Raw genomic sequence first — 20,703 nt, 5'->3', positions numbered from 1 at the left:
GATCGTGCCGGGAGCCGTCCGGGCGGGCCACCGGACGAATCGCTTCAGCGCGGGTCGAAGCGCACGAACAGCGTCTGCTCGCCCACGGCGCGCCACCCCTGGTCGGAGCCCATGGGCCCGTCGCCCGTCGGCACGGGCACGCCCACGGAGCGGGCGATGCGCCGGGCGGTCCGCGGCCTGGACGCCGCGAGGGCGACCATCCGCTCCGCCGCGTCGTCGGGCCCGAGCACCGTCGCGCGCGCCGGGCGCTCGTCCTTGCCGACCTGCGTGGTGACCTCGGGGTGCGCCTGCACGTTGAGGTACCAGTTCGTGCGGGGGCCGAACCCGGCGACCACCGTGAGGGCGCCCGTGGGCTCGCGCTCGACGATCTCCAGGACGGCCTGGCGCGGCTCGCCCGTGACCCGCCCGCGATGGGTCAGGAGCACGAATCCCGAGCCGAGCATCCCGCCCAGCCCTCGGCGGTAGAGCCCGAGCGGCGCGCGGTAGAACCAGCGGCGCCATCCGGTTGGAGGGCTGGACGGGGAGGGGCTCACACGTAGGAAGAGTACGCGGGCAGGTCGAGCACCCCGTTCCCGGAGAGCCCGATCACGATCACCTCGGGCTCGATCACCTGGCGGGCGTGGGCCAGCGCGGCCGCGACGGCGTGCGTCGACTCGGGCGCGGGGACGATGCCCTCGGCGCGGGCGAACTCGATGCCCGCGGCGAACGCGTCGTCCTGCTCGACGGCGACGGCCTCCATGAGCCCCAGGTTCACGGCGTGCGAGACCATCGGCGCCATGCCGTGGTAGCGCAGGCCGCCCGCGTGGATCGACGGCGGCACGAAGTCCTTGCCGAGGGTGTGCATCTTGAGCAGCGGCGTCAGGCCCGCGACATCGCCGAAGTCGTAGCGGTACTCGCCCTGCGTGAGCGACGGGCAGGCCGCCGGCTCGCAGGCCACCGCACGCGTGGTGGTCCCCTGGCGCAGGTTCTGCCCGATGAGCGGGAACGTCAGCCCCGCCAGGTTCGAGCCGCCGCCCGCGCAGCCGAACACCGTGTCGGCCTGTGCCTCGCCCGCCTCGGCGAGCTGGACCAGCACCTCCTGCCCGATGACGCTCTGGTGCAGCATCACGTGGTTGAGCACGCTGCCCAGCGCGTAGTGGGCGCCCGGGTCCTTCACGGCGGCCTCGACGGCCTCGCTGATCGCCATGCCGAGCGACCCCGTGGTGTCAGGCATCTCCGCGAGGATCGCCCGCCCGGCCTCCGTGAGGTCCGACGGCGACGGGTGGCACACGCTGCCGTACGTCTCCATCTGGATGCGGCGGTACGGCTTCGCGTCGTACGACGCGCGCACCTGCCACACCTCGCAGGTCAGCCCCAGCAGCGCGGCGGCCATCGACAGCGACGCGCCCCACTGCCCGGCGCCCGTCTCAGTGGTGAGCCGGGTGATGCCCTCGGCGGCGTTGTAGTACGCCTGCGCGACAGCCGTGTTCGGCTTGTGCGAGCCGACCGGGCTCACACCCTCGTACTTGTAGTAGATCCGGGCCTTCGTGCCGATGGCCCGCTCGAGCCGGGAGGCCCGGATCAGCGGCGACGGGCGCCACATCGCGTAGATCTCCCGCACAGCCTGCGGGATCTCGATGTACCGCTCGGTGCTGACCTCCTGCGCGATGAGCGCCATCGGGAACAGCGGCGCCAGGTCGTCGGGGGTGAGCGGCTCGCGCGTGCCCGGGTGCAGGTGCGGAGGCACCGGCTCGGGCAGGTCCGCGTTGAGGTTGTACCAGTGGGTCGGCACGGTGGAGGGGATCACGGTGCCGAGCGCCTCGATCGACGGGGCCGTCGTCGAGGCCCCGGTCGTCGAGGCAGGGGTGCCGGGGATGTCGGTGAGCGCCATTGCTGTCCCGTCCTTCTGGTCGTGCGGGGGGGGAATCGTGCGGTGGTGCGGGGAGGTCCCAGCCGGAGCGTAGATCAGTCCGACGTCGGCATGCTGGACTCGTCTCGCAGGCGGGGCTCAGTGCGACGGGCCGGGTCGAAGCCGGCCTTGTCCGCGTAGAACGCGCGCACCCGGTCCATGTCCGCGGCGACGTCACCGGTGAGGCGCAGCGTCTCGCCCAGGCCCGCCGTCATGGTGGTGCGGTCCACGAAGCCCAGGGTGACGGGCAGCCCGGTCTCATAGGCGACCCGGTAGAAGCCCGACTTCCAGTACTCGCCCTTGCTGCGAGTCCCCTCGGGCGTGATGACCAGGTAGAAGAGCTCCCCCGCGCGCACCCGGCCGATGAGGTCGTCCACGAGGCCCTGCGGGTTGCGGCGATCCACGGGGATGCCGCCCAGGGCCCGCATCAGCCAGCCGAACGGCGGGGTGAACAGCGAGTGCTTGCCCAGGTAACGCACCTTGAGGCCGTGTGCCCACGCGATCGCCAGCATCAGGATGAAGTCCCAGTTGGAGGTGTGCGGGGCTCCGATCAGGATGCCGACACCGTCGTCGGGGAGCTGTGCCTTGCGCAGCCGCCAGCGGCTGACTGACCAGAAGGCGCGGGCCAGGGCGCGCTGGATCCTCATCGGCTCATCACAGAGGGGATGGTAAGCAGCGAACCTCCAGACTCGCGGGACGAGCGCCGGGTGACGTGCGGTAGGACAGGGACATGACGCCTGCGCCTGTCCGGCTCCTGCTGCTCGCCGACACCCATGTCCCGACCCGCGCGCGGGATCTGCCCGACGAGGTCTGGGCGGCAGTCGACGCCGCCGACGTCGTGGTCCACGCCGGCGACTGGGTCGACGTCAGCCTGCTTGACGCGCTGGAGCACCGGGCCCGGCGCCTAGTCGCCTGCTACGGCAACAACGACGGCGAGGCGCTGCGGGAGCGGCTGCCCCTGGTCGGCCGCGTCGAGCTCGACGGGCTGCGGCTCGCCGTGGTCCACGAGACGGGCCCCGCCACCGGCCGGGAGCAGCGCGCCGACGTGGCGCACCCGGACGTCGACTGCCTGGTGTTCGGGCACAGCCACATCCCATGGGACACGGTCACGCCCGGCGGCATGCGCCTGCTCAACCCGGGTTCGCCGACCGACCGGCGGCGGCAGCCGCACTGCACGTACATGACCGCGACCGTCGCGTCAGGCGGCCTGCGCGACGTCGAGCTGCACCGCGTCATTCGCTGACATCGGCCCGGGCGGCGGCTCACATGGCGGCGGCCGGCATGAGGTGGCGGGTCAGACCGAAGGGGTCGGGGGCAGTGCCGCGACCCGGGTGAGGATGACGCCCGGGGCGTCGGGGCGCGGCTCGGAGCGGGAGCCGTCCACCCGCGCCACCGCTCCGCTGCCCGCCACGCCAGGGCTCGCGGCCGTGGTGGACGAGTACGCGAAGCGACTGGCGCCGGGCCGCACATCTTGGGCCTCGACCCGGAAGTCGTCCCCGGCGACCCAGATCTCCACCGCCAGGTGCTCCCCCGGCGTCCAGCCCCACTCGGCGAGGTCCTCCGCTGTCGCCACCGGCGCCTCGTCGTCGAACAGCAGTGCCGAGTGCATCGCCACCACGAGGTTCCGCACGCTCGCGGCCGTCGACGCGTCATACGCCGGGCCGAGGAGCGCTGCCGGCGCCGAGCGCACCGAGGCGGGCGCCATCGCCGCGATGCCGATGACCGCGACCAGGCTGAACAGCACCGAACGTGCCCGCATCGCGCTCCCCGTTCGGCGCGGGGTGGCGCGGACGTCCCGCACCCACTGGTCGCCCACGCGCCGGATCGGATGAACTTCGCATACCCGACAGCGTGACGCGGGGGTATCGGGTGATTGACACCCGGATGGGCGTTTCTCTCACCCGATCGCCAGGCCCTCAGGCCGGCGTCGGAGGCGAGCGCGAGGGCAAAGCCAGCCCTTTCACCTTCGGAGGCCCACGACGACGCGGCGTCACCCCTCGGGAAAGGCCTCGTCCTGGCGGATGACGTGACCGGCTGGTGGCGACGGCATTTGCCGCGCACGGGGCATTTCCCCACAATCGGTCACGTCACGAGCGAAGGGCGCGCGTGGGCGCTTTATCCGCATTGACTAGCCAGCGTGAAATCCACCCCAGCGGGCGGTCACGCCCGCTGCTCGGCACGTTTCAGCAGGTCAACGGCTCGAATCCAAGGAGATCGAATCGCGGCGACGCCATCATCTCCGCGAATGAGGCCCCTTTGCGCGCCAGGGTGATGAGAGAAGTCTCATCTGCGAGGAATGCAATTGCCCTCGTCATTCGACATGCTCAAGAGGTCATGGAATTCGCGCGGCCCGCCTGACACGCCGCCAGATGACGCATCCTGCACGAGGTCGAACTGGCGAACGGGGACAGCATGAAGAGCCGCGGCTGGATCCTCGTGGGCGCCGCCGCGTCGCTGAGCCTGGGACTGACAGGGATGGCCCAAGCCGGAGGGCTCGAGAAGCCTTTCGCGTCGGGGTCCGCCCTCAAGCCGGTCACCATCGCCGGCCGGCTCGTCCTCGCCGACGCGCTCGCCGCCCCAGGGCGCCCTGCCACGCCCTGGGCGCCGATCGGCGAACTCCACGTGGCGCCACCGCTCGATCCGGTCACCGCCACTGCGGCCGAAGCCGCCCCGGCCCTCGCCCCGGTCGCCGCGACGGACGCCGACATCGACCCCGTCGCAACACCCGTAGCAAACCCGGAACCGGCGCCGATCCCGGCGCCCGCTGCCGAGTCCACGGACGACCGGGGCGCGGAGCGGGACGCGCCACGCGGCGACAAGGGCCCCAGGGGCCACCAGAAGGAGGCCGTGCACGACCGTGGGGAACACGCGCACGGCGCCTCCCCCGACCGCAGCCAGGACTCCACACGCGGGCAGATGGTCGACCCCCACCCGGCGCAGCGCGCCGCACGGGCGGGCGGTGACAAGGTGGCAGGCCCTCGGGGCGCCGAGACTGGCGGGCGCGGGCACACGTCCGACGGCCGGGAGGACACCGGGCAGCGCGGCGGTCGCTGAGCCGGTGAGCACTCGGGGAAGATGGGATCTCACGTCCTCCCCACCCCAGGCGTCTACTCGGTGATGAACACCCACGAGCCCTTCGAACGCGTCGTCGCCGCTCACGGCGCCCGCGTCCTGCGCGTGTGCCGTGCCGTCCTCGGACCTGTGGACGCCGAGGACGCCTGGTCCGAGACGTTCCTGGCCGCGTTGCAGGCGTACCCGGACCTGCCGGCCGACGCGAACGTCGAGGCGTGGTTGGTGACGATCGCGCACCGCAAGGCGATCGACGTCACGCGGCGACGGGCCCGCCTGCCGGTTCCGGTGGCAGCGGCGCCCGAGCGAGCAGCACCCGAGGGGACGTGGGGCGCGGCGCCCGCCGCGGACGCCGACGTCTGGCGGGCCGTGCGGGAGCTACCCGACCGGCAACGGCTGTGCGTCGCCTACCACTACCTCGGCGGGCTGCCGTTCGCGGAGGTCGCCGCGCTGATCGGCGGCAGCGCCGATGCGGCGAGACGCGCCGCGCATGACGGCATCAAGAAGCTCAGGGCCCCCTCCCCGCAGCCCACGCAGGATGGAGCGGACCGATGAACACGCCCCTCGACGGAGCCGGCGCACTGCCCGCGCGTCTGCTCCAGGACGCCCCCGCCACGCTCGAGCGGCTGCGTGAGCGGCTGGCCGACGACGCACAGGACGCGGGCTCGCTCGACGTCGCGTACCGCACCCTCGACACCGCGGTCGGACCCCTGTTGCTCGCCGCGACGGACGTTGGCCTGGTGCGGGTCGCGTTCGGGGTCCAGGACCACGACCTGGTGCTCGACGACCTGGCCCGGCGGATCAGCCCCCGCGTGCTGCGCGCCCCGCAGCGGCTCGACCGCGCCGCCCGGGAGATCGACGAGTACCTAGCCGGCCACCGCCGCGACTTCGACCTCCCGCTCGACCTGCGGCTGACCTCCGGGTTCCGCCGCATCGTCGTCGAACACCTGCCGCGCATCGGCTACGGGCACACCGAGTCGTACACCCAAGTGGCGACCGCCGCGGGCAACCCCAAAGCCGTCCGGGCGGCCGGCACCGCGTGCGCCCTCAACCCGCTGCCGATCGTCGTGCCGTGCCACCGCGTGGTGCGCTCCGACGGGACGTTCGGCAACTACGCCGGTGGCACGGACGCCAAGCGGACGCTGCTGCACCTGGAGTCCGCCAGCCGCCCTTGAGACGCCGGCATGCTCCGCATGCGGGCCCTCAGGCGCTCTGCTAGACCTGGCCTGACGTTCGACTCGTCGCGTGATCGGCTCGTGGGGGGCACCGATGTCGCGTGTGCTGTGGACCGTATGGCTCGCCGGGGTCACCGACTCCGACAACTACTACAAGTCGACGACCGTGCGCTTCCTGCCGACCGACGTCGTCGCGACCATCGCGGTCTCGGCCTTCCGGGCCGAGCTCCCCGCGCGGGACAACCTCATCCGGCCCGAGGTGGACGCCTGGATCACCGAGGCGATCCCGCCCGACCAGTGGGGGTCGCACCGGTACGGGTCCTCCAACGCCCGATGGGCCGACAACGTCAGCGAGATCACCTTCAACATCCGCGTCTCGCGGGCGGCCACCGCCGCCACCGGCATCGTGCACGATCGTCGCGGCAGCCCCCTGGGGACGCGTGCGACGCAGGTGCTCGAACGAGCCGTCGTGGACCGGGACACCGAAGTGATCCACCGCCTGCACACCGACGTCACCCTCGAGGGCGCGGCGCCCGTGGACCTCGACGCGCTCGAGGTCTCGCTCGGACGCGAGACGCGCCTGAGCGTGGTGGGCGCCGAGTCCGTCTCCGACGAGGCGGGCGTGCTCGCAGCCCGCTACGACCCGGATCAGGATCGCGTGGTGTACGTGCTGCAGTCCTCCGACACCGCCTGACCCGGCCGGATCCGCACCCGCTCGGTGCACAGCGACGAGTCGGGCTTGGGCATCTCCACCTTGACGCCCTTCAGCAGCAGGCTCATGCCGTCGCGCTTGCGCGGCTTGTCGCCTCGGGAGGCCGCCGCGTCGATGACCTGCGCGAGCTGCTCGCGCGTGTGGCCTACGGCCCGAGGAGCGCGAGGGGGACGACAGCGACGCCATCCTTGCGCCGGTACGCGTGCTTGCCGGTGGTCAGGACGACCATGTCGACCAGGCTGTCTCCGAGCCGATCCTTCAGCCACAACAGGTGCCGCACGTCATGAGAGTCAGGGCTCTCCGCGAGCTTGACCTCGATCGCCACGGTTCGCCCGTCGCGCCCTTCGACCAGGAAGTCGACCTCGCGGTCACCGGTCTTCGTGCGCAGGTGCGCAACCTCTGCCTCAGCTGATTGTGCGTACACGCGGACGTCGAGTGCGACGAGTGACTCGAAGAGCGCCCCGAGCAGGGTGCCATCGCGAGGAACGACGATGTCGCCCTCACCGCCTGCGAGGAGCTTGTCGGAGGACACATTGAGCAGGGAGACAGCGAGGGCAGGATCGGCCAGGTACCACTTGGGAGACGTGGTCAGCCGGTTCAGCCGTGACATGGTCGGCACGTACCCCGGGAGCGGGTCCGCGATCCAGATCCTCTCCAGCACCTCGCGGTAACCCTGGACCGTGGACCGCGCCGGCGCATTCCCGTCACCTGCGGTGGCGGCGTCGCGGATCTTCTCGAGCGACGTCGTGGTGCCGGTGGCTGCGGCGTAGGCGGTCATCCAACGGCGCAGCCCGTGCGGGTTGCGGACCTTCTGGCCGGCCTCATCGAAGTCCCGATCGACGATCCGGCCGACGTACCCGGCGAGCTGACCGCGCTGCACGCGCGGGGAGGCTGACTGCATGCCGGGGAAACCGCCGCGGACGATCTCGGCGGTGTACTCCCGCAGCCCGACCTGGGTGTCCCCCTGGACGGGGTCGGTGCCGTCGAGGAGCCGCGCGAGCGAGACCGTCGGGACGTCGACCCCGCGTTCAGCGAGGGTCATGGGCCGCATCCGTACGGTGACGATGCGCCCAGCACCGGAGTGGGTCGTCGGGGTCTGTGGGGACGCTGACCCGGTGAGCAGGAACCTGCAGGGGTTCGGGCGGTCGTCGACGGCGCGGCGCACTAGGTCCCACGACGGCTGCCACCGCTGCCACTCGTCGATCAGGATCGGCTCCTCGCCGCGAATGAGGCTGCGCGCGTCAGCCCGCACGACCTCGAGGGTCGCGGGGTCGTCGAGACGGTGGATCGTGTGCGCTCGCCGGGTGGCGGTCGCGGTCTTCCCCACACCCTTGGGCCCGTCGACGCTGATCGCCGAGAGGCCGGAGAAGAGCTCGTCGAGCTCGTCATCGACGACTCGGCGCCGGTAGACGGTGTTCGCCGACATGCTGGTCACAACGCGGAACGCTACCGCACGTCAGCGTGGCCACGCTACAGAAAGTCGGATCTCCAGACTACAAAAAGTCACCTCGCCACGCTTCAAAAAGTCGAGTCAGGCGATCACCAACGCACAGCCAGCGCTCGATGGCGCGATCGGGCGGCGAAGCAGACGCCTGCCCGGTCAGCCCGCTGCCACGGCCTTGCGGTAGATGCGGGTGCTGGTGAGCCGGCCAGTGCCGTCGTCCTCGCCGAGGGCGTCGAGCTGGGCGCGGATCTCGTCCTCCACGATCAGGTAGCGCATGCCCGTGCGCAGGTCGCGGTCGTTGCGCAGGCGCACGATCAGCGGGAACACCGAGAGGGCGTTCGTGTCGAACAGGCCCGTCGTGTACACGAGCTGCACGCCGAGCGCCGCGGCCACCCCGAGCTGCAGGTCCAGCAAGTAGCCGGCCGAGGCGCGCCCGATGGGGTTGTCGAGGAACAGCACGCCCGCGTGGCGGCGCCCGGAGATGCCGCGGTCGTTCGCCCGCAGCGCCGCCATGGTGCAGTACAGGACGATCGCGGAGGTCAGCAGCTGGCCGCCCGAGTACACGTGCGCCACGTCGGCGATCCGCACCCGCTCGGTGCGCAGCGACGAGTCGGGCTTGAGCATCTCCACCTTGACGCCCTGCGGCAGCGCCGCGTGCACGCCCTGCAACAGCAGGCTCATGCCGTCGCGCTTGCGCGGCTTGTCACCCCGGGAGGCAGCCACGTCGATGACCTGCGCGAGCTGCTCGTCGAGCAGCGTGGGGTCAGGGTCCGCGAAGCGGATGCGGAGGAACTTCTGGCCGCCCCAGTCGCCCAGGGTGTCGGGCAGCACGGAGACCTTCTCGGCGCTGCGCAGCGTGGTGAGGGCCACCTCGACGAGCCCGCGCAGGCGGGCGGTGAGCTGGGTGCGGTGCCGGTCGATCTGCGCCAGGTCGTCGCGCAGCGTGCGCAGCCGGGGGCGCAGGGCGGCCTCCCACTCGGCGGCGTGGCCGGGCAGCTCGTCCAGGTCCACGTCGCGGATCTGGCGCTGCACCAGGCTCTCCACGGCGTCGAACTGCGGGCTCGCGGCGTAGCGGCTCAGCGCCTTGGACGCGTCCCGCAGCTCGGCGGTCGCCTCGGCGAGCCGGGTCCGCGAGGCGGCGGCGGTGCGGAGCACCTGCTCGCAACGCTCCCGGGCCAGGTGCTGGTCACCGGCGAACGGCTCGACGTCGTCATCCGCCGGGTCGAGCCGCAGGTCGGCGACCCGCTCGGCGAGCACGCCGTACACGTCGACGTCCTTCTGCACCTCGGCGACCTGGTCGACGGACTCCCGGAGCTGACGGCGTGCGTCCTCGTGACGCTCGGCGGCGGCGACCTCGTCGGCGGTGGCGCGCTCGATCAGGCCGGAGCCGTGCTCGACGTCCTCGGGGGCGCCGTAGGGCTCGAGGGGCCGGTCGTGCCGCGGGTGGCGGCGGTGGTCCTCGCGCAGGGCGCCGATCTGCTCGGCGGCGTCGCGGGTGCGCAGCTCGAGCTCGCGGACCCGCTCCGCTGCCCGACGGGCGGCCGCCGCGCGGGCGGGGGCGTCACCGCCATCAGGTGTCGCGAGCAGCGCCGAGGCCGCGGCGCGCACCGAGGGCTGGAGGCGCTCGACGGCGGCGCGCGCGTCGGACTCGATCGCCTCGGCCCGCTCCAGGTCGACGCGCAGATCGGCGCCGACCTCCACCTTGGCGTACGCGTCGACGGCCGCGCGGTAGGCGGCGCGCAGGGTCGGCACGTCCTGGGGCGTGGTGTCGGACTCGGTGTCGGCGGCGGCGTCCACGGCGGAGCCGCCGCCGGTCACGCCGGAGATCTCGGCGCGGGCGTCGTCCGCGTTGCGGGCCTGCGCGTGCCTGTCGCCGAGGGTCTGCTCGAGCTGCTCGCGCAGCGCGGCGACCCGTCGGCGGGCGTCCGTGGCGGCGGCCTCGGCGCGGGCGGCATCCTCGTGGGCGGCCGCGGGGGTGCGGGTCGAGGCGGTCACGTGCGCGACGTCGCGGGCCAGCATCGACAGCCGCCCGGTCAACTCCCGGGCCACGTCCTGCTCGGCGCGCAACGCGTCGAGGGCCTCCGCGAGCTCGCGCGTCCGGGCCTCGGCCTGGTCGAGCCGCTCCTGGGCGGCGGCGGCCCGGGACTGGGCGTCGGCGAGCGCACGGGCCGCCGCGTCGTGCGCGTCGGCGAGCGCGGCGAGGTGCTCCCCGGGGAAGGCGGTGAGCCACCGGTCGAGCCGCCCAGCGAGGGCGCGGTCGGCGTCGATCTGCGCCGACAGTGTCGCGAGCCGGCCCATCCGCTCCTCGTGCACGCCCTCGAGGTGCTGACGCTCGGCCTCGGCCAGGTCGTCGTCGTACATCGCGGGGTTCGGCGGGACGATCAGGCCCAGGCCGGCGGGGGCAGGGGCGTCGAGGTCGGCGAGCGCGACGGTGGTGCCGACGGCCACCACGGTGCGGGGCAGCAGGCGGGCGTCCGTGAGCACCTGGCGGGCCTCGTCGAGGTGCTGCGGGGAGTGCAGCACCACGCCGTCGACCAGGTGCGGGTAGGTGGCCAGCACCCGGGGCTGCTGGTGCGCGGGGAGCTGGGACAGGTACTCCCAGCCCGCGTAGGACGGGATGCCCGCCTGCTCGAGCGCGTCCTTGACGGCGGCGACGTCCGCGGAGGGCGGCAGCAGGCCGCCGGTGCCGAGCGCGTCGAGGACCTTGCGATCGGCCGCGTCGTCCATGCGGAGCTGCATGCGCTCCTGGTCGGCGGCGGCGACGGCGGCCACGAGCCGCTCCTGCAGCGCCGGGGCGTCGTGGGGCAGACGGACCTCGTCGGCGCCCAGCAGGGCGGCAAGCCGCTCCTCGCCCGCGAGCGCCTGGGTGCGGGCCTGGGCGTCGGCGTGCGCCTGCTCGGCGGCGGTGGCGGCGTGCCGGGCGTCGCTGAGCGCCTGGTCCGCGGTGCGGGCGGCGCGGGCCGTCTCCACGCGGTCGGCTGCCGCCTCACGCTGCGTGTCGGCAGCCTGGCGCATGCGGTCGCTGAGCGCGCGATCGGCCTGCTCGGCCTGGCGGGCGGCAGCCTCGGGCTCCTGGTCGGCGGCGACCAGGCCCTCCTCGACAGCGGCCGTGACAGCGGCCTGGGCAGCCTGGATGCGCTCGTCGAGCTCGACGGCCCGGGCGCCGTGCGTGCCCGCGGCCTTGCCGTGCCCGTCGGCCTCGGCGCTGACCGCGTCGATCTGCGCCTTGAGATCACGGGCGCGGGCGTCGGCCTGCGCCACGAGGGCGTCGGCGTCGGCCGCGCGGGCCAGCAGGCCCTGCACCAGCCGGGTGGCGGCACGGTCGCGGGCGGCGAGTGTCGGGGCTGCCTTGCTCTCCTGATCGCCGACGACGGCGCGCAACGCCGCCGCCTTCTGCTGCGCCTCGCCCAGGGCCAGCAGCGCGTCGGTGACACGCCAGGCCTCGACCACCGAGCGGGCCTCGTCGAGTGACGCGTCGAGGGCCTGCGCGCTGCGCTCGGCATCCGCCAGGCGCATGCCCGCGACGCGGCGGCGCAGTTCCGCGACGATCTCCCGCAGGCGGCGGTGGTCGGACTCCGCGGTGCGCTCACGCTCCTGCGCCGCGTCCAAGCCCTGCTGCAGGGCGCCCACCCGGGACCGCTCCTGCGTGAGCCGCTCGCGGATGCTCGCGGCGAACCGCCCGGCGGTGCGGGCGGCCTGCTGGTCGGCGGTCGCGGCGTCGCGGGCGGCCTCGGCGGCGCCGGCCAGCGGCGTGAGGCGGTCCAGGGCGCCGGAGATGAAGTCCCGCTCCGCCGCGAGCGCGTCCCGCTGCGACAGCGTCGCCGCGTACCCCTCAAGCACGTCCGCGAGGCCGCGCGGGTCTTCCTCGTCGGTGACCGAGGTGAGCAGCCAGTCGACGAACGCCTCGTCGCTCTTGAACGTGAACGCGTCAGCCGCCTCGCCCTCGCCGGCGTTCATGGTGCGTTGGTAGGCGAACAGCTCGGAGTCCAGGCCCAGGGTGTTGAGGTGCTCGGTCCACACGCCGTGCACCTGCTCCCACACGAGCTGCAGGCGCGCGTCGTCCTTATGCGCCTCGCTGAGCCGGTCGCGGAAGCCCGCGAGCTCGACCAGGCGGCCGTCCTGCGTGAACGGCAGCGTGTCCAGGGTCAGGGTGGCGGTGGGCCGGAACGAGTACCAGGTCTCGACTAGGCGTGTCGGATCGGAGGAGACGGCGTGCCCACGCCACGCGGCGACCTTGCCCGTGACGACGACCTCGCCCGTCACGGTGTGCTGCCACTCGAGGACCACATGCGACACGTCGCCCGCGAGCACGAAGTTCTCGAGCGCCCGCGAGTTGGTGGTGCCGACGACCTGGCGCTTGCCGGGCAGCATCACCGAGAAGATCAGCTTGATCAGCACCGACTTGCCGTTGCCGTTCTCGGCGAAGAGCACCGAGGCGGGCGACGGGCGCAGCGGCGCGCGGCCGTCGTCGAAGAACGACGGCTGGGCGGGGCCGGTCACCGGCGCGCCCACTCCCCGCAGGTCGAGGGTGACGTCCTGGTAGCGCGCGGCCTTGGGTCCGACGGAGTGCAGGCGCACCCGGGAGAGCTCGTACATGGGGTGCTGACCTCAGAGGGTGTCGGTGTGGACGGCGTGCAGCGAGCCGGCGGCGTCGGTGACGGTGACGACGCCCAGGCCGGTCAGCTCGCGGAACGCGGCGTTCGCCGCGAGCTCGCGGACCTGGACCTGGAACCGGGGCGTGGTGCGGTACGCCCCGCCGTTCTCGTCGTTGCGCACCACCAGGAAGCCCTGGTCGGCGAGGAACCGCACAGCCTTGGCGACCATGCCGCGCGTGGTGTCGGACGCCGCACGGCCGTCCTTGGTGCCCGCCGCGGCAGGGCGGCGCGCGTAGGCCCGCCAAGCGCGCTCGAGCTCGGGGGCCGTCTCGAGCGGGTCGTTGTTCTCCTCGGCCTGCGCGGCGCGCTCGTCGAGCACCCGGCACGCGTCACGCACGACGCCGTCCACCTGGTCCACTGTCACGTAGCCCACGTAGCTGTCGTTGGCCAGGTCGTCCGGGCGCGGGTACGCGAGTGCGGCGACGGCCAGGTGCGCGATGCCGTGCACCACCTTGTCGGTGCCGCGGCTCGAGAGCGCGGTCCGCTTGGCGTACTCCTCGATCCGCACCGCGAACACCGAGTCCTCCCGCGGCGCCAGCACGATGCCGGAGCGCGGGTCGACGTCCAGGATCAGCAGGTTGAAGCCGGCGGCGACGGCCTTGACCAGGTCCGCGAACGCGTCGTCCTCGCCGTGCCGGCGCACCAGGTCGGCGTACTCCAGGTCGCGCGCGGGGACCTGGCGGGGGCGCAGGCCCCACTCGACCAGGCGCGCGGCGGCGGCGACGTCATCGGTGATGGTGCTCATGCGACTTCCTCGATCTCGTCGTCCTGCTCGTGCGTGCTGCTGCCGTCGTCGCCGCCCGCTGCGCTCGGCGGGGCCAGTGCCGCGAGCCCCACCAGCAGGTCCGAGCCGCCGAACTCCGGGTCGTCCAACTCGGTGCCGTCGTCCACCGCGACCAGCACCCGCTCATCACCCTGGCGCACGGCGCCGCTCACCCCGGGGTCCACCGCGTGCAGCACGCGCAGCGCGATGAGGTGCGGCAACGCCGGGTCGGCGGCCCGGGCCTCGGCCAGCAGCGCCGACAACCGGCGCGGCATGCCGTCGACGGTGAGCAGCCGGTCGGCCTCGTCCCACTGCTCCACGCTGAACACGTCCGGGTCGGCGGCCGCGGCCAGATCGGGGTCGGGCAGCTCCTCCCCCAGGTCGTCCCGCTCGATCGGCGGCGCCAGCAGCAGGTACACGACGTCGATCAGGCGCGGCACGCCATGCACCGCGACGCCCGTGCCCGCCCGGAAGAACGCGCCCGTCACCTTCGCCGCGTCCGCCACCGGCAGCGCCAGGGTCGGCATCAGCAACTGGCCGAACAGGTCGACGGTCTCGCGGCGCGGCGGCCCGGAGAACTGCTGGCGGTCCTGCTCGGCGCGGAACGTGGCGCCCGCGCGCTGCAGGTGGGCCTGCAGCTGGGAGTGGCGGCGCACGCACTCCTTGACGATGTCGACCAGCTCGGCGGCCTTGCGCTTGTGCACCGGGTCGTCGGCCTCGTCGCGCGCGGTGGTGATGTTCGTGAGGATCGACGTCTCGGCCCGGAACCGTGTCGCCACGTGGGTCAGCGCCTCGTCGATGAGGTCCGGCACCTCGCGCGCCCAGTCCACCGACCGCACGTCGCGACGGGTCGCCTCGAGCTGGCGGCGCAGCCGGTCGGCGTACTGGATGGTGCGCAGGCGGGCCTCGATCGCGACGGCCTGCGCGTCCGACAACCGGCCGCCCGCGATCAGGGCCTCCAACTTGGTCTCGGCAGCCTCCTGCGCCGATTCCACATCGGTGTCCAGCGCGCCGACCAGCACGTTGATCGCCTCATCCGTCGAGCGCAGGTACACATCGCCGTCGCTCGACGCGAGCTCGACCAGCAGCTTGAACGTCCACGTCCGACGCTCATACGCGCCCCCGGCGCCCAGCGACCCGTAAACCACCTCGAAGCCACGATCCTGCGAGCCCACGTTGATCAGGTTGTCCAGCACCCAACGGGCCACCCGGTCATGCTCCGCGCTGTCCCGCTCGGGCGCCTGCGCGGCCACGAACGGACGGGTCCGGGCCACCACCAGCTCGTGGTCCGCGCCCCGGTCGAAGTCCATCGCGATCGTCACCTGGTCGATCAGGTGCAGCGCGATCTCGGCCATCTGGTAGCGGTCCGCGTCGACCCACTCGAGCAACCCCTTGCGGGTGTCCAGGTCATGCAGCGGCGCCGTGCACGCCAGGGCCTTCATCCTGCGGGTCATCGGGTCGTCCGACATTCGTCCCAGGCCCGCACCGATCATGCACGGACGGTATCTCGTGGGGCCCCGAACCTCCGCATGGCGCCAGTGCGTCGACCCGCCCCGCGGCCGTGGCGAGCTCGGCGGCGGTCAGCCTCCGCGGAGGGCCTGCGTCGGGGAGAGCCTGGCCGCGCGGGATGCCGGGTACGCGCCCGCGAGCGCGCCGACCAGGACGGCGAGCACGACGCCCGCCGCGCACGCCACGGGGTCGACCCTCGGCGTCATCGTGGTGACCGCGCCGTAGCCAAGCGTCACGAGAACGCCGAGGACGGCCCCTGCCGCTCCGCCAGCCAGCCCGATCAGCGCGGCCTCGACGACGAACTGCAACCGCACCTGCCCGGCGCGCGCGCCGACGGCTCGACGCAGGCCGATCTCGCCGCGACGTTCGAGGACGGCGATGACCATCGTGTTGACGATGCCGATCGCGCCGACGAGGAGCGCGATCGCGGCCAGCCCGAGCGCCAGCGCGCGGTACGACTCGTCGACGGCGGTCTGGGCCTGTTCCAGGCGGGACGGCGCGGCGACCGTCACGGCGAACGGGGCGGCGGGGTTCGCCGTGGACGGGATGACTGCCCTGACCTCGGACGCCGCGCCGCTGCGCGAACGGACGTAGATGGTGGTGATCTGTGGGTCGCCGACGTGCGCGATGGCCCACTCGTCCCCGATGAGGGCCTTCATGTCGAACTGCGGCGCGAGCTGCGCCGGCGCCAGGACGCCGAGCACCCCGTACCACTCGTCACCGATCCAGACCCGCTGGCCGACGGCCGAGACCCCGAGGAGCTGCGCTGCCCGCGAGCCCAGGACGACACCGGGAACGGCGCTGGTCGCGTCGTCGAACCACCTTCCGTCGGCGACCGCGAGGTCCATCGCGTTCGCGAGCTCGGGCTCGACGGCGGCGACGGTGATCCCGCTTCCCATCGTCGCCGGGACGAGGTCGGTGCGGTACGCCTTGTGTGCCGGGAGGTCCCGCAGCGCCGCTGCGCCCTCAACGGGCCCGATCCGGCGGATCATCGCCGCCGCGGACGTGGGCAGAGGGATGGGCCCATCCGGCCCGTCGCCGGGCGTCACCTCCAGCACGTTCGCGCCGAGCGCCTCGAGCTGTGTCCGTGTGTGCGCCTGGTTGGTGCCGGCGATCCCGATCACAGCGACGAGCGTCGCGATCCCGATCGCGACGCCGAGCATCGACAGCAACGACCGCGTCGGGCGTGACCGCGGGCCGAGAGTCGCCGTGGCCAGGGTGTCGGCGACCGACAGCCGGAGCCTCACGCTCGCGCCTCCTGGTCGACGTCCTGCTCGATCCGCCCGTCTCGCATCCTCACGCGACGGGGAAGCGAGTCGGCGATGGCCGCGTCGTGGGTGATGACGACGAGCGCCGTCGCCGTCAGCCCACGAAGCAGGTCCATGACGGAGGCGCCGGTCGCCTGGTCGAGGGCGCCTGTCGGCTCGTCCGCGAACACCACCCGCGGATCGTGCGCGATGGCCCGGGCGATGGCGACACGCTGCTGCTCACCCCCCGAGAGCTGCCCTGGGCGGTGGTCCGCGCGCCGCCCCAGGCCGACCCTGTCGAGGGCGCTCAGGGCCCGCTCACGGCGCTCCTTCGGCGTGAACCCCGCGTAGAGGAGGCCGAGCTCGACGTTGCGGGTCGCGTCGATGTGCTCCAGGAGGTGGAACTGCTGAAAGACGAACCCGAAGGCGCGCGACCGCAACGCCGCCTTGTCGCCGTCCGTCATCGTCGCCGTCGAGGCCCCGCCGACGACGACGTCTCCTGTCGTCGGGTTCTCCAGGGTCCCCATGATCGACAGGAGCGTGGACTTCCCCGAGCCCGACGGGCCGACGATCGCGACCTGCGCCGACGGGCCGATCTCCAGGTCGATGCCATGCAGCACCCGGAGCGTCCCACCCCCGCTCGGGAAGTCCTTGGAGACGTTCCGCACCGCGAGGGCCGGCGCGTCGACCGCTTGGGTCACGGGATCCGCACCCGGTCGCCCGCCTTCACACCGGCGCCGGTGACCTGGACGCGTGCCTCGGCGATGAGCCCGACCTCGACCCCGACGAGCTCGACGTCGTCGGCTTCGGTGACGCGCTCGACGGCGTAGCCCCCCTCGGCGAGCGCGAGCAGCGCTGTGACCGGCACGATGAGCGCGTCCTGCACGACGTCGGTCGACATCTCGATGGTGACGGCCGACCCGGCGAGCGGCGCGACGGCGTCCTGGTCGGCGATGTCGACGCGCAGCACCGGCTTCACCACCGTTGCGGCTCCGCCCTCCGCGGCTCCCGCACTGTCCACACCGGCCCCGTCTGCACCCGCCCTGTCTGCGCGCCCGTCGTCCGTGCCGGGCTGCCCGTCGGCGGCTCCTGCGCTGCCGACGGACGCGACCGTCCCCTCGACGCTGCCGCCGGACGGGAGCAGGACCTGGACAGTGGCGCCGATGGCGAGTGCCGCGTGCTGCGACGCCGTGAGCGGGGCCTCGACGAACGTGGTCATGCCCGTCCACCGCACGATCTCGCCGCCCACCGGGCCACCGAGCCGACCGACCACTGACTCGACACGGATCGACGACGCGTTCAGCATCGTCACCTGCTCCGGTCCGACTGACTGAGCGCGGGCGACGGCGAGGGCGGTCTTCGTCGCCGCGAGCTGCTTCACCGCGTCGTCGACAGCCTGACGCTGCGCTGTCACGTCCGGCGCCGCGTCGAGCGCCGCGCGCGCCGTCTTGGCCGCGTCGAGCTGCGCCTGGGCCAGCGCGGCGCCCGTCCCGGCGGCGTTCGCCTCGTCCAGCGCCGCGGCGGCCTCGGCGACGGCCGCGTCCGCCTGGGCGACCACGAGCGCGACCGGGGCCGCGCCGGCGTCTGCGAGCGCCTTCCGGGCGGCCACGACCGACCTCTGCGCCGCGTCGATCGCTGCCTGCGCCTCCGTGATCGCCTTGGCGCCGTCGGTCGTCTCCGTGGGCGGCGCCTGTCCAACCGACGCGTAGAGGGCCGCCACGGCATTCGACGTCGCGGCGTCGAACACGTCGGTCGACACGTCGCCGACGTCGTGCCCGAGCGCTGCGAGTGCCACCTTGAGCGCGAGGACGTCCTTGCCCGTGTCACCGAGCCCGAGGGAGCGCCAGAGCGGCGCCGTGCCGGAGAGCAAGAACACCGGCCTGCCGTCGACCTCGTAGAGCACCTCACCGGCCGCGACCTGCGCTCCTGGCGCCGGGAGCGCGGTGAGCACCCCGTCGCCCGTGCCGGATAGCGGGGTCACCTGCCCGCGGGTCAGTGTGCCGGTCAGGCGCATCCCCGCTGCGAGCGCGCCCTGCTCGACCACCGCCGTGCGCATGTCTGCCGCCTGCGTCGTCTCGCCGTCGCGCGACGTGGTCAAACGGACCGCGCCGATCGTCGCCACAGCGAGCACCACGAGCATGCCCATCGCAGCGACGACCTTCATCGCACCGCTCACGGCGTGCCGGTGCTTCCGTCCGAGGGCGCCGCGCTGGCAGACGGCCCGCCGACAGCCTGGGCGTAGATCGGGCCTTCGATCGCCTGCGCATACGGGGCGATGTCCATGCCACCGGTGACGGCGTCCTTGACTGCTGCTTGGTACTCGAACCGCGGCGCGGCGGCATCTGGCGCAGGAAGCGGCTGAGAGCACGCCGTGCCGAGTGCTGCTGCCTGGTCGAGAGTGAACTCCTGGGGGATCACGACCGTGTCGACGATCGGGTCCGCGATCATGGCGAAGCCCGCGTCGCGTGCGCATTGCGCCCACGTCCGCCCCACTTCGACGACCTCGTCGTCGGTGGTCGCCGGCGGCGCGTCGATGACGATGGACGTGTCGAGCGTGTCCTTGGCTCCGGGGAACGTCGCGCGGCATCCCTTGACGTCCGCATCACGATCCACCCCGTCGATGCCGATGGGGGACGTGTCGGAGTCGCCGAGGAGACGGGCGTTCTCGATCTCGGCGAAGCCCTTCACAGGGCCGGACCCGGTGACGGCGTGCACGCTCAGTCCGAGGCCTTCCAGGCACGCCGCGTAGTTCGCGGTGTTCTCGTCGACGTAGCCGCCCGAGACCTCACCGCCGCCGTCCTCGCCTTTCAGCGAGGCGACGCCACCGTCGTCCGACGAGCAACCGACCAGCAGCAGCACCACCCCGACCGCTCCGACGGCGACGGCCGCTCGGGATGCTCCACGACGCCCCGCCGTCATCGGCCCTGCCCCTCGATCACGTAGAAGTTGATCGCCTGCTGGATCCCGCGCATGGATTGCTCCACTTCCTGAAGCGCGTCGCTGTACTCGGAGACCAGGCGCTCCTGCTCCTCGCCGACAGCAGAGAAGTACGCGGTGTCATAACCGGACTCATTCCGGCACTCGACGTCAATCATGGCAGTCTCGATCTCATCTGCGGGCGCCTTTGCTGTCATCGTGTCGACCTGTCCAGGATGGTCCCGCGCGTCAACAGCTGTCAGCACGGAGACTCGGAAGTCGTCCGGCCCGCCGCTCGGATCACCAAGTGGTGGATCAGCGCGCGTCACGCACGCTCGCCACCGGTCAACACTCGAGGCGACCTCGCCATCGCTCAGAACACCCTCACGACTCTTAGAGTCGAGTCTCCTGAGGATGTTCGCCGACTCAGCGATGTCGGGCACCGCGCCGCGAGACTCGTCGGTGCACTCCTGCTGCGCGCGCAGGTACGCCTCCTCCTCGCCAACGCCGATCGCGGAATCGAGCGGAGCCGGTGGAATAATCTCCCGGGGGTCTCGTGGAGCGCGATATCCGTAATTCCGGACGAGTTCAGCGTCCAAGTTCGGATACCCGAGCGAGGTGTACGCCGGGACTGCCGGGAGGCTCAGATCCCACGTCGCGACCGTGTACTCATGGCCGGCCTGCGCCATGCATTCCGCCATGAAAGAGTCGACGGCTGCGCCGTAGAGGAAGAAATCGACGGAACGGCCTTCCAGCGGAAGGCCAAGCGGATCCTGGTAGCGGCCGGCGGGGCCATCGCCGCCATCGTCGAGCTGCCCGGCGCAGCCGGAAAGCAACAACGTGGCGGCGAGGACCCCACTGCCCGCGAGCCGCGTGAGACTCACGGGGTCCTCATCTCAGATGAAACTTGCGGACGAGATCGAGTCCTGGAACCCGGTGCCCTGCAGGTTGGACCACAGGTAGCCGCGGTTCAGAATGACACTGGACCCACGGAAGTAGGCGTCCAAATAAAAGGCCGCATTCGAGGTGCGGCCGTTGTTGCGGAGGGAACTCGCTTGGTTGTCGAAACTGAGGCTCCCGAAGTTGTTGATGAAGTTCTGGAAGGTCACCCGGGACCCGTCGTAGTTCGAGTGCTGCCAGGCGCAGGCGTACCCCAGGGAGCACGCCCCATCGCCCGCTGACGCCGGGGTGGCGACTGCGACGGTGCCAACCGTCATGACAGCCACAGCACCAGCCGCGGCAGCGAACTTGCGGAGTCTTCGCATGTGTAGCACCTCTTTCTTGAAATTGGATGCACGGAACGTTGACACTGAGATCGACGTGGC

19 protein-coding genes are annotated in these 20,703 nt (G+C 72.6%); 5 read left to right on the top strand and 14 right to left on the bottom strand.

From position 1 onward, the window contains the following. Positions 1 to 44 precede the first annotated feature (44 nt). The 3 genes from BN3788_RS07045 to BN3788_RS07035 all read right to left on the bottom strand — a co-directional run bounded on the left by BN3788_RS07045 (position 45) and on the right by BN3788_RS07035 (position 2,535). Positions 45 to 533 carry a nitroreductase family deazaflavin-dependent oxidoreductase gene (locus tag BN3788_RS07045; protein ID WP_147525079.1) on the bottom strand — a complete coding sequence of 163 codons (489 nt, stop codon included), beginning with the start codon at positions 531 to 533 and terminating at the stop codon, positions 45 to 47. After that, the gene (locus BN3788_RS07040; RefSeq protein WP_066583583.1) at positions 530 to 1,870 is read right to left on the bottom strand and encodes a TrpB-like pyridoxal phosphate-dependent enzyme; all 1,341 of its coding nucleotides are present in this window, start codon (positions 1,868 to 1,870) and stop codon (positions 530 to 532) included. The genes BN3788_RS07045 and BN3788_RS07040 overlap by 4 nt, the downstream gene beginning before the upstream one ends. A gap of 74 nt (positions 1,871 to 1,944) precedes the next feature. Beyond that, positions 1,945 to 2,535, bottom strand: a complete 591-nt coding sequence (locus BN3788_RS07035) for a 1-acyl-sn-glycerol-3-phosphate acyltransferase (RefSeq protein ID WP_066583581.1) — start codon at positions 2,533 to 2,535, stop codon at positions 1,945 to 1,947. Between the two features lie 83 nt (positions 2,536 to 2,618). Between BN3788_RS07035 and BN3788_RS07030 the strand changes: the two genes are divergently transcribed. Then, positions 2,619 to 3,131: a metallophosphoesterase family protein gene (locus tag BN3788_RS07030; RefSeq protein WP_066583576.1), complete on the top strand. Its 513-nt coding sequence runs from the start codon at positions 2,619 to 2,621 to the stop codon at positions 3,129 to 3,131. Positions 3,132 to 3,182: 51 nt separating this feature from the next. Here BN3788_RS07030 and BN3788_RS07025 read toward each other — a convergent pair whose 3' ends face one another. Next, on the bottom strand, positions 3,183 to 3,704 hold the full coding sequence (locus tag BN3788_RS07025) for a hypothetical protein (protein WP_147525078.1): 522 nt from the start codon (positions 3,702 to 3,704) through the stop codon (positions 3,183 to 3,185). Positions 3,705 to 4,300: 596 nt separating this feature from the next. Between BN3788_RS07025 and BN3788_RS07020 the strand changes: the two genes are divergently transcribed. The 4 genes from BN3788_RS07020 (at position 4,301) to BN3788_RS07005 (ending at position 6,826) form a co-directional block, all read left to right on the top strand. Then, positions 4,301 to 4,942: a hypothetical protein gene (locus tag BN3788_RS07020; protein WP_066583572.1), complete on the top strand. Its 642-nt coding sequence runs from the start codon at positions 4,301 to 4,303 to the stop codon at positions 4,940 to 4,942. Positions 4,943 to 4,963: 21 nt separating this feature from the next. Continuing rightward, a complete protein-coding gene (locus tag BN3788_RS07015) occupies positions 4,964 to 5,512 on the top strand; it encodes an RNA polymerase sigma factor (protein WP_234346524.1) in 549 nt (182 codons plus the stop codon). Beyond that, on the top strand, positions 5,509 to 6,132 hold the full coding sequence (locus BN3788_RS07010; protein WP_082812669.1) for a methylated-DNA--[protein]-cysteine S-methyltransferase: 624 nt from the start codon (positions 5,509 to 5,511) through the stop codon (positions 6,130 to 6,132). The genes BN3788_RS07015 and BN3788_RS07010 overlap by 4 nt, the downstream gene beginning before the upstream one ends. 94 nt (positions 6,133 to 6,226) lie before the next feature. Continuing rightward, complete coding sequence (locus BN3788_RS07005; RefSeq protein WP_147525077.1) at positions 6,227 to 6,826, top strand: hypothetical protein; 600 nt, start codon at positions 6,227 to 6,229, stop codon at positions 6,824 to 6,826. A gap of 163 nt (positions 6,827 to 6,989) precedes the next feature. Here BN3788_RS07005 and BN3788_RS07000 read toward each other — a convergent pair whose 3' ends face one another. From BN3788_RS07000 to BN3788_RS06955, 10 genes are all read right to left on the bottom strand, one after another. Beyond that, on the bottom strand, positions 6,990 to 8,270 hold the full coding sequence (locus BN3788_RS07000) for an ATP-binding protein (RefSeq protein WP_066584348.1): 1,281 nt from the start codon (positions 8,268 to 8,270) through the stop codon (positions 6,990 to 6,992). Between the two features lie 174 nt (positions 8,271 to 8,444). After that, the gene (locus tag BN3788_RS19235; protein ID WP_066583566.1) at positions 8,445 to 12,884 is read right to left on the bottom strand and encodes a coiled-coil domain-containing protein; all 4,440 of its coding nucleotides are present in this window, start codon (positions 12,882 to 12,884) and stop codon (positions 8,445 to 8,447) included. Positions 12,885 to 12,896: 12 nt separating this feature from the next. Further along, positions 12,897 to 13,688, bottom strand: coding sequence for a hypothetical protein (locus BN3788_RS06990; RefSeq protein ID WP_066583565.1), 792 nt, complete (start codon positions 13,686 to 13,688; stop codon positions 12,897 to 12,899). After that, the gene (locus tag BN3788_RS06985) at positions 13,685 to 15,160 is read right to left on the bottom strand and encodes a hypothetical protein (RefSeq protein WP_199824750.1); all 1,476 of its coding nucleotides are present in this window, start codon (positions 15,158 to 15,160) and stop codon (positions 13,685 to 13,687) included. Before BN3788_RS06985 ends, BN3788_RS06990 begins: the two co-directional genes overlap by 4 nt. A 126-nt stretch (positions 15,161 to 15,286) precedes the next feature. Continuing rightward, a complete protein-coding gene (locus BN3788_RS06980; RefSeq protein WP_066583555.1) occupies positions 15,287 to 16,462 on the bottom strand; it encodes an ABC transporter permease in 1,176 nt (391 codons plus the stop codon). Beyond that, a complete protein-coding gene (locus BN3788_RS06975; protein WP_066583553.1) occupies positions 16,459 to 17,163 on the bottom strand; it encodes an ABC transporter ATP-binding protein in 705 nt (234 codons plus the stop codon). The genes BN3788_RS06980 and BN3788_RS06975 overlap by 4 nt, the downstream gene beginning before the upstream one ends. After that, positions 17,160 to 18,638 carry an efflux RND transporter periplasmic adaptor subunit gene (locus BN3788_RS06970; protein WP_147525076.1) on the bottom strand — a complete coding sequence of 493 codons (1,479 nt, stop codon included), beginning with the start codon at positions 18,636 to 18,638 and terminating at the stop codon, positions 17,160 to 17,162. The genes BN3788_RS06975 and BN3788_RS06970 overlap by 4 nt, the downstream gene beginning before the upstream one ends. After that, positions 18,635 to 19,381, bottom strand: a complete 747-nt coding sequence (locus BN3788_RS06965) for a hypothetical protein (protein WP_147525075.1) — start codon at positions 19,379 to 19,381, stop codon at positions 18,635 to 18,637. The genes BN3788_RS06970 and BN3788_RS06965 overlap by 4 nt, the downstream gene beginning before the upstream one ends. Next, positions 19,378 to 20,262 (bottom strand): hypothetical protein, encoded by an 885-nt coding sequence (locus BN3788_RS06960; RefSeq protein WP_066583544.1) that lies wholly within the window; start codon positions 20,260 to 20,262, stop codon positions 19,378 to 19,380. Before BN3788_RS06960 ends, BN3788_RS06965 begins: the two co-directional genes overlap by 4 nt. 12 nt (positions 20,263 to 20,274) lie before the next feature. Continuing rightward, complete coding sequence (locus BN3788_RS06955) at positions 20,275 to 20,643, bottom strand: peptidase inhibitor family I36 protein (RefSeq protein WP_066583541.1); 369 nt, start codon at positions 20,641 to 20,643, stop codon at positions 20,275 to 20,277. Between the last annotated feature and the right edge of the window lie 60 nt (positions 20,644 to 20,703).

This window comes from Cellulomonas timonensis, from assembly GCF_900046455.1.
In the GTDB taxonomy this organism is placed as follows: Bacteria; Actinomycetota; Actinomycetes; order Actinomycetales; family Cellulomonadaceae; genus Cellulomonas_A; species Cellulomonas_A timonensis.
The sequence above is the reverse complement of the archived record's forward strand: the minus strand, read 5'-3'. Positions and strand labels throughout refer to the sequence as shown.